This is a genomic window from Dehalobacter restrictus DSM 9455 (genome assembly GCF_000512895.1).
Classification (GTDB): Bacteria; Bacillota; Desulfitobacteriia; order Desulfitobacteriales; family Syntrophobotulaceae; genus Dehalobacter; species Dehalobacter restrictus.
Genome location: NZ_CP007033.1, coordinates 2,881,365 through 2,894,203 on the forward strand (window position 1 = coordinate 2,881,365; position 12,839 = coordinate 2,894,203).

Annotated in this window: 11 protein-coding genes and 1 pseudogene; 1 reads left to right on the plus strand and 11 read right to left on the minus strand. The window is 45.2% G+C overall.

Features of this window, described 5'->3' with window-relative positions; genetic code table 11:
• Positions 1–332 precede the first annotated feature (332 nt).
• Together DEHRE_RS13740 and DEHRE_RS13745 are read right to left on the minus strand one after the other, a co-directional pair.
• The gene (locus DEHRE_RS13740; RefSeq protein WP_019225030.1) at positions 333–1,484 is read right to left on the minus strand and encodes a methyl-accepting chemotaxis protein; all 1,152 of its coding nucleotides are present in this window, start codon (positions 1,482–1,484) and stop codon (positions 333–335) included.
• A 16-nt stretch (positions 1,485–1,500) separates the two neighbouring features.
• Positions 1,501–1,947, minus strand: coding sequence for a chemotaxis protein CheW (locus DEHRE_RS13745; protein WP_019225031.1), 447 nt, complete (start codon positions 1,945–1,947; stop codon positions 1,501–1,503).
• Between the two features lie 257 nt (positions 1,948–2,204).
• Here DEHRE_RS13745 and DEHRE_RS15435 point away from each other — a divergent pair, with 257 nt between their 5' ends.
• Entirely contained in the window at positions 2,205–3,464 is a 1,260-nt protein-coding gene (locus tag DEHRE_RS15435; RefSeq protein ID WP_019225032.1) for a helix-turn-helix transcriptional regulator, read from the plus strand.
• Between the two features lie 218 nt (positions 3,465–3,682).
• Here DEHRE_RS15435 and DEHRE_RS13755 read toward each other — a convergent pair whose 3' ends face one another.
• From DEHRE_RS13755 to DEHRE_RS13795, 9 genes and pseudogenes are all read right to left on the minus strand, one after another.
• Positions 3,683–4,309, minus strand: a complete 627-nt coding sequence (locus DEHRE_RS13755) for a precorrin-8X methylmutase (RefSeq protein ID WP_015044961.1) — start codon at positions 4,307–4,309, stop codon at positions 3,683–3,685.
• A 65-nt stretch (positions 4,310–4,374) separates the two neighbouring features.
• The gene (locus DEHRE_RS13760; protein WP_019225033.1) at positions 4,375–5,643 is read right to left on the minus strand and encodes a bifunctional cobalt-precorrin-7 (C(5))-methyltransferase/cobalt-precorrin-6B (C(15))-methyltransferase; all 1,269 of its coding nucleotides are present in this window, start codon (positions 5,641–5,643) and stop codon (positions 4,375–4,377) included.
• Positions 5,631–6,026 carry a sirohydrochlorin chelatase gene (locus DEHRE_RS13765; protein WP_019225034.1) on the minus strand — a complete coding sequence of 132 codons (396 nt, stop codon included), beginning with the start codon at positions 6,024–6,026 and terminating at the stop codon, positions 5,631–5,633. Before DEHRE_RS13765 ends, DEHRE_RS13760 begins: the two co-directional genes overlap by 13 nt.
• A gap of 85 nt (positions 6,027–6,111) precedes the next feature.
• Complete coding sequence (hemL, locus tag DEHRE_RS13770; RefSeq protein ID WP_019225035.1) at positions 6,112–7,389, minus strand: glutamate-1-semialdehyde 2,1-aminomutase; 1,278 nt, start codon at positions 7,387–7,389, stop codon at positions 6,112–6,114.
• Between the two features lie 30 nt (positions 7,390–7,419).
• Positions 7,420–8,406: a porphobilinogen synthase gene (hemB, locus tag DEHRE_RS13775; protein WP_025206226.1), complete on the minus strand. Its 987-nt coding sequence runs from the start codon at positions 8,404–8,406 to the stop codon at positions 7,420–7,422.
• 10 nt (positions 8,407–8,416) lie between these two features.
• Positions 8,417–9,919 (minus strand): uroporphyrinogen-III C-methyltransferase, encoded by a 1,503-nt coding sequence (cobA, locus tag DEHRE_RS13780; protein WP_019225037.1) that lies wholly within the window; start codon positions 9,917–9,919, stop codon positions 8,417–8,419.
• Complete coding sequence (hemC, locus tag DEHRE_RS13785) at positions 9,920–10,816, minus strand: hydroxymethylbilane synthase (protein ID WP_019225038.1); 897 nt, start codon at positions 10,814–10,816, stop codon at positions 9,920–9,922.
• Positions 10,817–10,878: 62 nt separating this feature from the next.
• Positions 10,879–12,210 carry a precorrin-6A reductase gene (cobK, locus tag DEHRE_RS13790; RefSeq protein ID WP_019225039.1) on the minus strand — a complete coding sequence of 444 codons (1,332 nt, stop codon included), beginning with the start codon at positions 12,208–12,210 and terminating at the stop codon, positions 10,879–10,881.
• Positions 12,207–12,834: pseudogene (locus tag DEHRE_RS13795) on the minus strand (precorrin-3B C(17)-methyltransferase). Before DEHRE_RS13795 ends, cobK begins: the two are co-directional and overlap by 4 nt.
• Positions 12,835–12,839: the final 5 nt, after the last annotated feature.

Genomic DNA, 12,839 nt, shown 5'->3' on the forward strand with positions numbered 1-12,839 from the left:
GGAATGAGTACTGAAATAATCAGTCCCAGGATGAACATATCCAACATTCTGATACCCTCTTTGAATCTTATTATACAAAATATCTTCGCTTAAAAATATCCCATTAGAAAAAAATAATCCCGTAACCGGTAATCATAGGCCCCTACAGCGGCCTGATCTGCGCCAATCCATGTATAACATAAGAAAGCCCTTGTCAGACGGCAACCATATACCCTGCACGACAAATATGCCCCCAAAAGAAAGAACCGGAGAAAAATGAACAATAATATCAACAAACCCTAAGCATCTTCTTGCTTAGGGTTTGTTCTATGTGGAACATCCATAAATTGAGCTTATAAAGTCTTTGCCATCTCATTTAATTCTCCACACATTGCGGTAATTTCCTCAATGCTTGCTGTGACTTGTTCTGTTGCTGCGGCCTGTTCCTGGCTGGCATGCAATGAACTTTTACTCATATCTCCAGCATCATTCACTTTAGCTTTGATGGTATCCGTTAATTCCTGGATCCGGGGAACAGTGCTCTTAGATTGTTCTGAAAGCTTTCTTATTTCTTCCGCCACAACACCAAATCCTCTGCCTGATTCCCCGGCTCGGGCGGCCTCAATTGCTGCGTTCAGACCAAGCATTTTTGTCTCGTCCGCTATTTCTTTTATGAAGACAGAAACCTTATTAATTTCTTCAGAAAGGCCGATAATTTCCTTAATATTGTTGTTCAGATTTTGTTCGTTGGAGTGAATACTCGTAGCCTCCGCTGCGAGCTCTTCAATCGCTGCAGAAATTGCAGACAAGCCGTCTTCAAGATTTCCTGAAATAATGCGCAGGTGTGCTGCTGTTTTTTTGGGGATAATGACTCCCAGAGAAGCGACTATTTCGTCAGGATTGTCTTCGTCAAAGAGCGGGTAATTTGTTTCTAAAACAGGGAAACCATATATCTCTGCTCCACCTTCTTTTGAAATAGGCTTTTTCGTTTTGATGGTCCGGGCAGCAACATCTTCTTCCAGAATAGCATGACCAACAGGAAGAGATGATATATCAAATTTTTGAGAAGCCTGCCGGTAAACAACTTGAGTTAAATCCGTCATGTAAATAACCGAACCTTCATCGAACATCTCAGCCAAAACAGGAGCAAAATCCTTAAAGGCAGCAGCCACAGGGTGTAATTTCGGTAGAAAAACAGAAAATGCACCGAAAACATTGTCAGTATCATCAATAATTGGCATAGCGACAATGATGAGCCGTTGACCATAGACGGTCCGGGGAACATTCTGTGAGACTGTTTTTTTATTACGCACTGCATTCATCATCACGCCGTTGCTCTCAACATGATTCCCGACCTCAAACGAATCTAAGTGGAAAGAATCTGAAGAGAATCTCCAAACAACCGTATCTCCTTCCGTTACGCAAAACATAATTCCGCCCGGAACCAAATGGCCTAGGGTTTCTGCCAAGAATTTGCATGAATCTAAAGCCGAAAACTTAATCATATTTGTTCCTCCATTTTTAACTAACAGATGCAAATATTTCGTTTTTTAATTTCGTGACATCCAGAAGCATAATCAAGCGATCCTCAACTTTACAGATCCCTTTGATGCAATTATTGCCTAAATGAGCAATTTCGACATATAAGCTTTCGATGGACTCTTCACCTACACTCAGAACCTCGGAAACGTCATCCACAATATTGCCTAAAAGCATTCCTTCCAGGTTAAGTACCAGCAACCGGCTGTCATTTTCTGTTTCCGTGTTTTCAACACCAAATCTTTTTCTAAGGTCTACCACGGGAATAACCTGATCTCTGAGGTTTAACATACCTTCTATGAAAGAAGGCATGTTCGGCACTTTGGTAATGTTTTTGGGAATTCGTATTATTTCCTGGGCACAAAAAATGTCAATGCCGTAATATTCTTTGCCCACAGCAAACACCACCATTTGAATATTTTTCAACATATCACCTCCTTTTTTATAGTTATTTATATCGTATTTTTTATGCTATCGTTTAAATGGGTTATATCAAAATGATAGACTAAAGCTAATAATCCCAAACAGAAACTTTTTTAATAAATTTAAAATATTTTTCCAAAATAAGAAAAAAGCAACAAACATTATTATAGCTTTATAAATAATTAATATTGATAAAATATTTAGATAATTGAAACAATATTTGGCTAAACGTACTAGATAAAAGAGGAAAGGAGAAAAATGTGATGCAGCAGAAAGAAATAGTCAGAAAAATTGTCGAAACATTTTATGGTGCTACAGAAATTACAACCTTGTACATCCCGTTAACACTGGTTAATCGCCCTTCAATTCTAAGAGGATCCAACTATACATTCTTGATGGACTATTTTGAGTTTGGTGAAATCATCAATTTTCTTACAGCTTTGTTTGAACAAGACTCTTTTGACTTGAATACTTATCATACTGTTATTACCAAGAACTTCTTTGTCTATAACATTGTGATGATCGGGTACAAAACAAAAAAAATAGGAGCGGTGGTTTCTGGGCCGCTCATCGTTCATGATCCTCCAGAAATAGTTCTGGATAATATTCTCAGGTCTCAATTATTATCCTTTCAGAAAAAGCAGGAGTTCAAGACCGCATTGAAAACAGTGCCTTTGACCACTTTAAAACGTATTGATTACCTAGGAAGATTTCTCCTTGTGTTATGTAAACCCAATATCAAGACATTAGTCGGCTCGAAGCAAAATTTTCACTGCTGGGAAGAAAGAGATCCCAAGGCAGGATATAAGAATTTGCTTAATCCCTGTCTGGAGGAGGATAGAAAAAGCCATTATGACATGATTTATTTTTTTCTTAAGAGTGCTAGAGATAACATCATCCGCGGAGATGAAAAAGGAATACAACTGCTTCTCAGAAAATCCGGGGACTTGCTATGGCAAACACGGGCCTACGATGAGCAATATATTTCTTCCCTAAAATTAAATTGCATCATTACAGGCAGCATCTGCTGTCTTTACGCCATTCAGGGAAATGCTCCCTATGAACGGATGATGTCTCTGCTGGAGCGTTTTATTGTCAAGATAAATAAACAGAGTTCACCTGAAGAGATTATTATTCAAATGGTAGAAATCTCTAAAGTGTTTACACACGCCGTTTCTGTCTTAACCTGTAAGGAATATTCGATCCATATAAACCGGGCTTTACAGTATATCAAACGTTATTATGCTGAAAAGATCACTTTAAATCAGCTGGCCAGGTATCTTAGCTTAAGCCCTTCATATCTTTCCAGTCAAATAAACAAAGAAACACACTTAACACTTGCAGGCAATATTAATAAAATCCGGATTGAGCAAAGCAAGGATCTTTTGCTGAATTCCAATAAGCCCATTAAGGAGATTGCTGATGCGGTGGGGTATAACTATCAAAACCATTTTAATTCTATTTTTAAAGGCATAGTTGGGATGACCCCACTAGAATTTCGAAAAAAAGGATTCTTAAGATAAATTAAAACATCCGGCACATTGCTTAAATGCCCGAACGTTTTTTAGTCTCTATTATTAAATTTCTGGGAACAAGTCTTTTATTTATTCGGATGTCATCTAATCTCCAATATCGGAGATTTCTTTAAGTTTCTTGCTTCGTGGCGTATACGCGGGCACACCTAACGGCTTACAATGTCAAATTGTCAAGGTGTAGGTGTCGTTTGACCATAGGTCAAAATTTAGAGCGAATAAAGAAGTGCATTGCAAATGGCTGCAGCAACATTGCTTCCGCCTTTTCGGCCTCTGGCTACGATATAGGGAACGCCGGAAAGCATGATCAGCTCTTTAGACTGCACAACGTTGACAAAGCCGACGGGAACTCCAATCACCAGCACCGGCTTAATCTGTCCTGAGCGAATAAGCTGGTCCAGTCTGATCAGTGCTGTCGGTGCATTTCCGACGGCGATGATCAACGGTTCCGGAATGGTACTGGCCTTCTCCATGCAAACAGCCGCGCGTGTGCTGCCCTTTTCCTTTGCTTCCTGTGCTACATCCTGATCGGATATAAAGCAGTAAACCTTTCCGCCATATGCGCCTAGTTTGCCGGCATTAATTCCAACGCTGGCCATTTTTGTATCTGTTAATATCGATGCCCCATTTTTAATGGCACTAAGCGCAATCTGCACGACATTGTCGGAAAAACACAAGTTATGGACATAATCAAAATCCGCCGAAGTATGGATCACCCGCTTGATGATTGGGGCTTTCTCCATATCCAGTTGAATATCCCCAAGCTCTTCCGTGATGATCTCAAAGCTTCTTTTTTCAATCTCCTCTGGCAGTACATTTTCAAATCGATGCTCCATGATTATTTACCTTCCTACTTTTTCTGGGTTAATATTTGGGGGCGCATTTTGATCCATGGCTTATTTTAGCTTTCTTTATGCGCTATGCTTACTCCAACAGGCCAGACCGATAACACAAACACTGGGTTCTGTCCCGTAAAGAGATGATAATTCGCCAGTTTTCTGGCTTTGGAGACCATTACTTGAACAATCTCTACGTCATAAACAGTCTGATCGTTATAGTAATCCATGGCTTCATTCAGGGTTTCCAGCGTAATTGCATTGATAACAATTCCCGCAACCGGGTTTTTGGCATAAACCATATCGAGTATTTCCTTCAAATTACCGCTGCTGCCGCCGATAAAAACCCTATCCGGGGGCGGAAGCTCTGCAATACCGTCCGGTGCCGTATTTTTGATAACAACAAGATTTTTTACACCGAATTTCTCTTTATTCCTTTGGATGAGCTCTACCGCCTGATCTTTTTTTTCGATCGCATAGACAAATCCATCCGACTGCTGCAGTGCCATTTCAAGTGCAACAGAACCGGTCCCGGCGCCAATGTCGTAGGTGGTATCACCCTGGCGGAGACGTAGCTTAGAGAGAGAAACCGCCCGGACCTCCTGTTTGGTCATCGGCACATCACCACGCACAAACCATTCATCTGGAAGCCCGTGCGTGATGCAGGCCCGGTCCAGCGGCGTAACATTTTCGATTATCATGACGCTCAGTGAGGCGAAAGGCTGTTCAATAAATTCTTGGGCCTTTCCGATGCAAATCCTCTCATCCGGATAAGATAGGTTTTCACCAATACTTACTTTGACATGAGCTAAGCCGAAATCACACAGTCTCCTGCAGATGGATTCCGGATTCTGGTCTCCACCTGTCAGAACGAATACCTTCTTGTTATTTGTCACTTTTCCAACGATATTATTGGCTCTGCCATGCAGGCTGCAGATCACGGCATCATCCCAGGCAGTTCTGAGCTTCGAGGCAAAATACTGAAGTGATCCAATTCCGCAAATCAAGCGGATGTTTGGTGAAGCCACGAGGTTTTCGGATTCCAGAGTACCGAGGAGCGACTTTGCCAGGCTGTAGAAGCCAACATCCCCAGATACCAGAACAGAAACTTCATAGGAGCATGTGCCGACCGATTGCAGCGTATGCAGAAGTTCCCTGATCTGCCGATCCTGGGTCGCATAATATAAGTCTTTTCCATCTGCTAAGTTCATCAATCCTGCCAGGATACGCTTATCACCAATCAGACATTGGCTTCGTTCTATTGCCTCCGCTGCCTCACGAGTCAGCTGCAGGAGATTGCCTGGGCCCATGCCAATGATGTTCAGCTGCAGCATTTTGCGTCACCGCTCATTTCCTTTATCCGATCGACAACAATTTGTGCAAGTCTCTTATCTGCCCCCAAAGTTTGTCCAAAGCTGATTTTTACATTGGGGTATTCTTTCAAGAATTCATCAATTTCAGCCGGAATATCCTCCAGGATATGAATACCAGCAAACAGGAAATACGGAATGACCTTGATCTCTGTAACTCCCCGGTCAACAAGTTTTTTCAGGCCAGTTTCCAGATTGTTAGCGGAGAATTGTAAGAACGCATATTCAATTAAATTAGTATTGAGTCCAGACTTCAGTTCTTCCTTAACCATCTCAATGATTTTCTGCAGCGTATTTTCCGTTTCACTTTGTCTGCTACCGTGAGCTAAGATTAAAATTCCCGTCATCGCACTCTTCCCTTTCCAAAAAAATTCCTTAATTAAAAATTCTAACTCCATTACCTGGTATTCTAATGAAATCGGTTATTCAAATTTAGAGAGATCTTAAGGCCTTCTCTGCACACTCCAGCGTCCGGTCAATATCCACTCCCGTATGGGAATTAGAGATAAATACCGCTTCAAATTGCGCAGGGGCAAGATAAATTCCCTGATCCAGCATGGCACTGAAGAATCGTCCATACATCTTCGTATCACTGGTCAAGGCATCGGTATAATTATAGACTTCCCGTTCGGTAAACAACAGCGTTGAAAGCGAGCCGATACTGTTTACCGTCGCCTTTAGGCCTCTAGCTTTGATCAGTTCCCGTAATCCGTTGCTTAGTCTTGCTGAGAGACTATCAATATGCGTATAGATCTGCGGGTTGTTTTTAAGAATAGACAGTTGAGCAATGCCTGCAGCCATGGCCACAGGGTTTCCGCTTAAGGTTCCTGCCTGATAGACTCCTCCGCAGGGTGCGACCTGCTGCATAATTTCTTTTCTTCCGCCATATGCCCCGACCGGCATGCCGCCGCCAATAATTTTTCCAAAAGCCGTTAAATCCGGCTTGATTCCAAACAGTTCCTGGGCTCCGCCAAGACCAAGCCTGAATCCGGTAATAACCTCATCGGCAATGAGCAATGTGCTGTTTTCAGTACAAAGCTTTTGCAGTTCCTGCAGGAAACCCGGCTTCGGCAGGACAACACCCATATTGGCAGGTACAAGCTCAACGATCACTGCTGCAACCTGGTCTTTATTGTTTTCAAATAAGGCCTGCACACTGTCAATATCATTAAATACCGCCGTCAGGGTATCAACGGCGCATCCCGGAGGAACACCGAGGCTGCTCGGTACGCCGGAGGACATAACCCCTGATCCTGCCTTGACCAGCATTGCATCGCTATGCCCATGGTAACAACCTTCAAATTTTATGATTTTATTTCTACCGGTAAAGCCACGGGCTGCACGCACTGCGCTCATCGTTGCTTCTGTTCCGGAATTGACCATCCGAATCATTTCAATCGACGGAACTAGGTCAAAGATCAATTGGGCCATCATGACCTCTGCTTCTGTAGCAGCCCCAAAACTCAAGCCATTTTCAGCCGCTGCCGTCACTGCTTTGAGCACTTCCGGGTTGGCATGTCCGAGGATCATCGGCCCCCAAGAGCCGATATAGTCGATATACTCGTTACCGTCTACATCATAGAGTCTTGCCTCTTTGGCGTGGCTGATAAAGCGCGGCGTATCGCCGACAGACTGAAAATTACGCACAGGGCTGTTGACTCCGCCGGGCATCAGCTGTTTAGCCTTTTCATATAATATTTCCGATTTCATAGCTTGTACCTGCCTTTTAACTGTAAAATCTTAACCGATTCTTCCTTCACTGATATACGCCGCAATCTCCGGTGCAAAATATGTGATCAGCATATCGGTTCCTGCCCGGAAAAAACTCACGGTTGTTTCGCAGATCATCGCGGCTTCATCAATCATTCCGGCCTTCGCTGCAGTCTTGATCATGCTGTACTCTCCGCTGACACTGTAAGCAGCCAGGGGAAGGTCAAACGTCTCTTTGAGCTTGGCAATCACATCCAGGTAAGCCAGAGCCGGTTTGACCATCAAAATGTCCGCCCCTTCCAGCACATCAAGTTCTGATTCCCGGACGGCTTCCCGCAGATTATGATAATCCATTTGATAAGTTTTCCGGTCTCCGAAAGACGGTGCACATCCGGCTGCCTCCCGAAAAGGTCCATAGAAGGAGGATGCATACTTGGCCGAATAGGACATAATCGGTAGGGTCGTAAAATGGTGTTGGTCCAACGCTTCGCGGATGGCTTGTACCCGTCCATCCATCATATCGGATGGCGCTACCATATCTGCACCGGCCTGGGCATGGGATACTGCCACTTTGGCCAGTATTGACAGAGTACCGTCATTATCCACTTCCTTGCCTTTTAATAGGCCGCAATGTCCGTGACTGGTATATTCGCAAAGGCATACATCTGTAATGACATTAATCTGTGGAAAGCTCGACTTGATTTTCCGAACAGCCTGCTGCAGGGCACCGTTTTCGTTATAGGCCTCACTTCCGGTCTCATCCTTGCGACTGTGCTCCGGTACCCCGAAAAGCAGAACACTGCCGATACCAGCCTTGATGACGGTTTCCACCGCATGTTCAACCCGGTCCGGGCTGTAGCGCTTCTGGCCGTCCATCACTGCGATATTTTCTTCAATTCCACTGCCTTCCTTGATAAATATCGGGTAGATCAGGGCACTTTTAGAAAGACGAGTTTCACGTACCAACTCCCGGGTAACGTTGTCTTTTCTAAGTCTTCTAGGTCTGATCACTTCTATAGATTCCTCCTTATTCCTGAGCAATCGCCTCGATCATACTATCCAATGTTGCCTTTTCGGCAACAACACACTTCATCCCATGGCTTCGGGCGGCTTTGGCTGTTTCTTCACCGATACAAACTGCCGTTACTTTTTCAAAATTAAGCTGCGGCAGGGCATTGACAAATCCGCCTACTGTCGAAGCACTTGTAAATGCAGCATAATCAAAATCATAAGATAAGATCGCTTCTTTCGCAAAAATGTTGCTATCTGATTCATAGAACGTGTCATAAACCGGAATATCTTCATAGCAGATTGCAGCTTGATCAAAAATGCGGTTTAGATCTTCCGATCCTTCCCTGGCCCGTAAGACCAACACTTTTTCTCCAGGTGCCAGAACGTTGACGAGGCCGCTGGCAAGGCTGGCGACGTTATAGCTTTCTGGCATATACTCAATGCGAATGCCGCGCTGGGTAAACACCTTGGCCGTTCCGGCTCCGATAACCGCGATCTTAATCCCGTACAGGTCGCGGATGTCTCTCCCCGTTTCGAGCATTCTGTCAAAGAGAACCTCTACGCCGGCCGCGCTGGAAAAAACAAGCCAGTTATATTCTTTGATCCGCTCCAGTGCAGCATTAAATGCTTTATTGTCGCTTATTGGTCTGGTTTGGATACATGGGAATTCCAAAGCTTCCCCGCCAAGATCTCGCACCTTCTGACTAAGGACGGAATTAAGCTTTTCCGGACGTGTTACCACGACACGTTTACCTGCAAGCGGACGCTCCCCTGCCCATTCGAAGTTCTCGGACAAGGAACAGACCTGGCCGATTACGATAACAGATGGGTTGCGGATTTCCGCCTTTGCAGCGTCACCTGGCAGGTTGCCGACTGTTGTCAGAAGCTTGCGCTGTCTTGCTGTCGTCCCTCTTTCGATAACCGCCGCCGGCATATCCGAAGCCATTCCAGCATCCAGCAGCCCTTCGGAAATACTTTCGATCGCCGATACTCCCATCAGGAATACCAATGTTCCTTTCATGTTTACAGCAGCCTGAAAATCAATATTCGGAGTCTCGCCCTCTTTTGTATGTCCTGTAATGATATGCAGGGAAGAACAAAAGTCCCTGTGGGTTACCGGAATTCCTGCATAAGCAGGAACCGCGATGGCCGATGTTACCCCCGGTACTACCTCGAACGGAACCTGATGTTCATGAAGCAGTTCCAATTCCTCTCCGCCACGTCCGAACATAAACGGATCTCCGCCCTTCAGACGAACGACTGTCCTGCCTTCCAGGGCTTCTTCCAACAGAATCCGGTTGATCTCGTCCTGCGGAATACGATGATAGGTCGGCAGCTTGCCGACATCTATTTTTTTTGCGTCTTTAGGGATTAAATTAAGGATTTCAATACCTACGAGCTTGTCGTAGATGACAACCTCTGCATTCTGAAGAACACGCAGCCCTTTTACGGTGAGCAGTCCTGCATCAGACGGGCCTGCCCCAACCAGCCAAACTTTCCCTGTTCTCTTTTGCTCCATTTATCTTACCTCCGCAAATAGTCTCGTTGCCAACCTGTATCCTATTCCCGCCGCATCCCTGCGGTCGCCGGTCATGCTGCCTTTGGCCTTTTCACCGGTTTCAACATCGACATAGAGGCCGGTGATCCTGACTTCTGTACCATGCACTTCGGCAAATGCCGCAGCAGGTGAACTGCACCCGCCGTCAAGTTTTTGAATAAAGGCTCTTTCAGCCAGGGCTGCCGTCTGAGCATCTTTGTCGTTGATACACGCCAAAAAGTTGAGATCCTCGCCTTTTCTGCCCTGAATCGCCAGGATTCCCTGTCCGGCAGAGGGGATCATTTCCTCAGTGGAAAACACCCTACTGATACGGTTTTCCAGTGACAGCCGCTTAAGTCCTGCGAAAGCCAGCAGCAGAGAACTGAATTCACCCTCGTCCAGCTTTTTGAGCCGGGTAAGTACGTTGCCCCGCACAGGCTTGACATCTAAACCGGGATACAGATCTAAAAACTGGATTGTTCGGCGTGCGCTGGAACAGCCAACAGCCTTTTCTTTGTCTAGATTTTCTATAGATCCTGTCCCCTGCGGCAGAACCAGTACGTCCCGAGGATCTTCTCTTTTAGAAAATGCCGTAATCGGCAGGTCCTCCGGTATTTCTGCCGGCATATCCTTTAAACTGTGAACAGCGATATCAATTACACCTTGACAGAGCGCCCTGTCCAGTTCTTTCACAAAAAGACCTTTTCCGCCAATTTTGTCCAGCGTCTGTTCCAAGATTATGTCCCCTGTGGTCTTCATAGTAATAAGTTCCAGTTCCAGTTCCGGATGATTTTTCCTGATTTGTTCCATAACAATTTGCGACTGGATCACCGCCAGCCTGCTTTCCCGGCTACCGATGATTATTTTTCTTTTTCCCATTCGGCTACCTCTATTTCCGTTTTAGTCAAAAGTTAATAACTGTTTTTTGTTTCCTTTTGTGATTACAATTCCATGCGTTCATTCATGTATAGCCTCAGCTTTTCTGCCGTCTTCTTGACCTTCGCATGGTCTTCCCCGCTGGCCGTGAGTCCAATCACCATATTTCCCTTCCTGACCACTGCCGGGAAATAGAACGTACATAGCTCCTTACGATCTGCGACACTGACAGGGATTCCATACCGGGTGCATTCTTCGGCAATTTGACGGTTTACTTGTGTTTCATTGGTTACTGCCAGAACCAGGTCAGCCCCATTACAGTCCCCTTCCTGATACTTGCGACAGAGCAAAGTGACTTTTTCATTACCTGCCAATTCTTGTTTAAGCTCCGGGACAAGTTCAGGCGTAATCACGGTAATGTTGGCATCAAACGGCAGTAATGTTCTGATTCTTCTTGCCGCAATCTTTCCGCCCCCGAAGACAACAATCTTTTTATTCTGAAGAGAAACAAAAAGCGGAAACCAAGGCTGATTCGGACGCTGTTCCAGAGAATAGTCCCTGGCAAGCTTCTGCAAAATCTGTTCCTTGTTGTAAAACGTATGCTGTTGCGCATCTTCTTTCTCATCTATTTTACCCGAACGTTTCAATATCTCCAGTTGTTCCGGCCGCCTGATTAGAATCACTGTAATTCCCAGCTCGCGCGCTGCTTCAATTTTTTCCTGGAATCCTCCGGTCTCTCCGGAGTCTTTTGTCACCAGAAATCTTGCTTGGGATGCTTTCAGCATGGCAATGTTCAGCTCTTTGGAAAATGGGCCCTGCATATAGCTTATATTAGACTTCTTAAAGCCCAGCTTTTCACACTTCTCCATTACATCCTGCATCGGAAGGACCCTGGCAAATACCCGCTCCTGATAGTCCTTGATTCCGGTAAACGTTTCAATCTCCTTGCTTCCGCAGCTCAGAAAGATGTTCCCGGTCTTATCATTTAATACCCGTACCGCATCCTCGCTGTTGTCCGCATAAATCATGTTTTCCAATATATTTGCGTTAAATGACGGATTATTCGAGACCAATCTGCCCGGTTCCCTTTGCAGACGGATATAGTCCGTTGCGGTTTCGCGGCAAGCTTCGCAGATATTGTCCGTGACAATTCGGGCGTAAGGATGTGTTGTATCAATGACACAGTCCGGCTGAACCTCCCGAATGAAGGCGATCATTTCTTCCCGGTCCAAACGTCGCGCTTGGATGTGAAGATTTTGATACGGTTCGATCAGCTCCCTGCCATAATCCGTGGCCACTGAAACATACACTTTTGCATTACTTCGCCGCAGCTCATCAATCAGCTCCCTGCCTTCAGTTGTCCCGGCAATGATCCAAAATACCGGCATTTTCATCATTTCTTATATCCTCTCGGTGTCACCAGTTTGTTGTTGATTACCCTTGTCTGTGAATTCCCGATGATGACAGTCGTAAACATATCAACTTTCTTTTCTCTCAATTCAGTCAGGCTGGAGACAATTTCATAATTCTCGCCCTCTCTGCCAATGCTGCGGACAATGCCCGCCGGCAGGTCAGCATCCTGATGGCGCATCACAATATCGCAAGCCTTTTTCAAATAATCGTGCCTTTTGATACTCGATGGGTTGTATAGTACAATGACAAAGTCTCCCTGGGCTGCCGCTGCAGGCCGCTGTGATTCCTGGTATCACTTCGACCTCAAGGAAAGGATACGGCTCTGCAAGCTCCAGTACGATTCCCGCCATGCCATAAACTCCGGCATCCCCGCTCGAGACCACAGCAACCGTTGCGCCTTCCAGCGCCTTTTCAACCGCGGTCCTGCAGCGATCTACCTCTTTCTTCATCGGCGTAGCAATAAACTTTTTATCCGGGAACTGATCCTTGATTAAATCGATATAAAGCGTATACCCGACTAAAATATCACTTTTTCTAAGTGCTTCCTGTGCACGGTTTGTCATTTGTTCCGGTCCGCCTGGCCCTAATCCTACGACATATATTTTCATTGCCC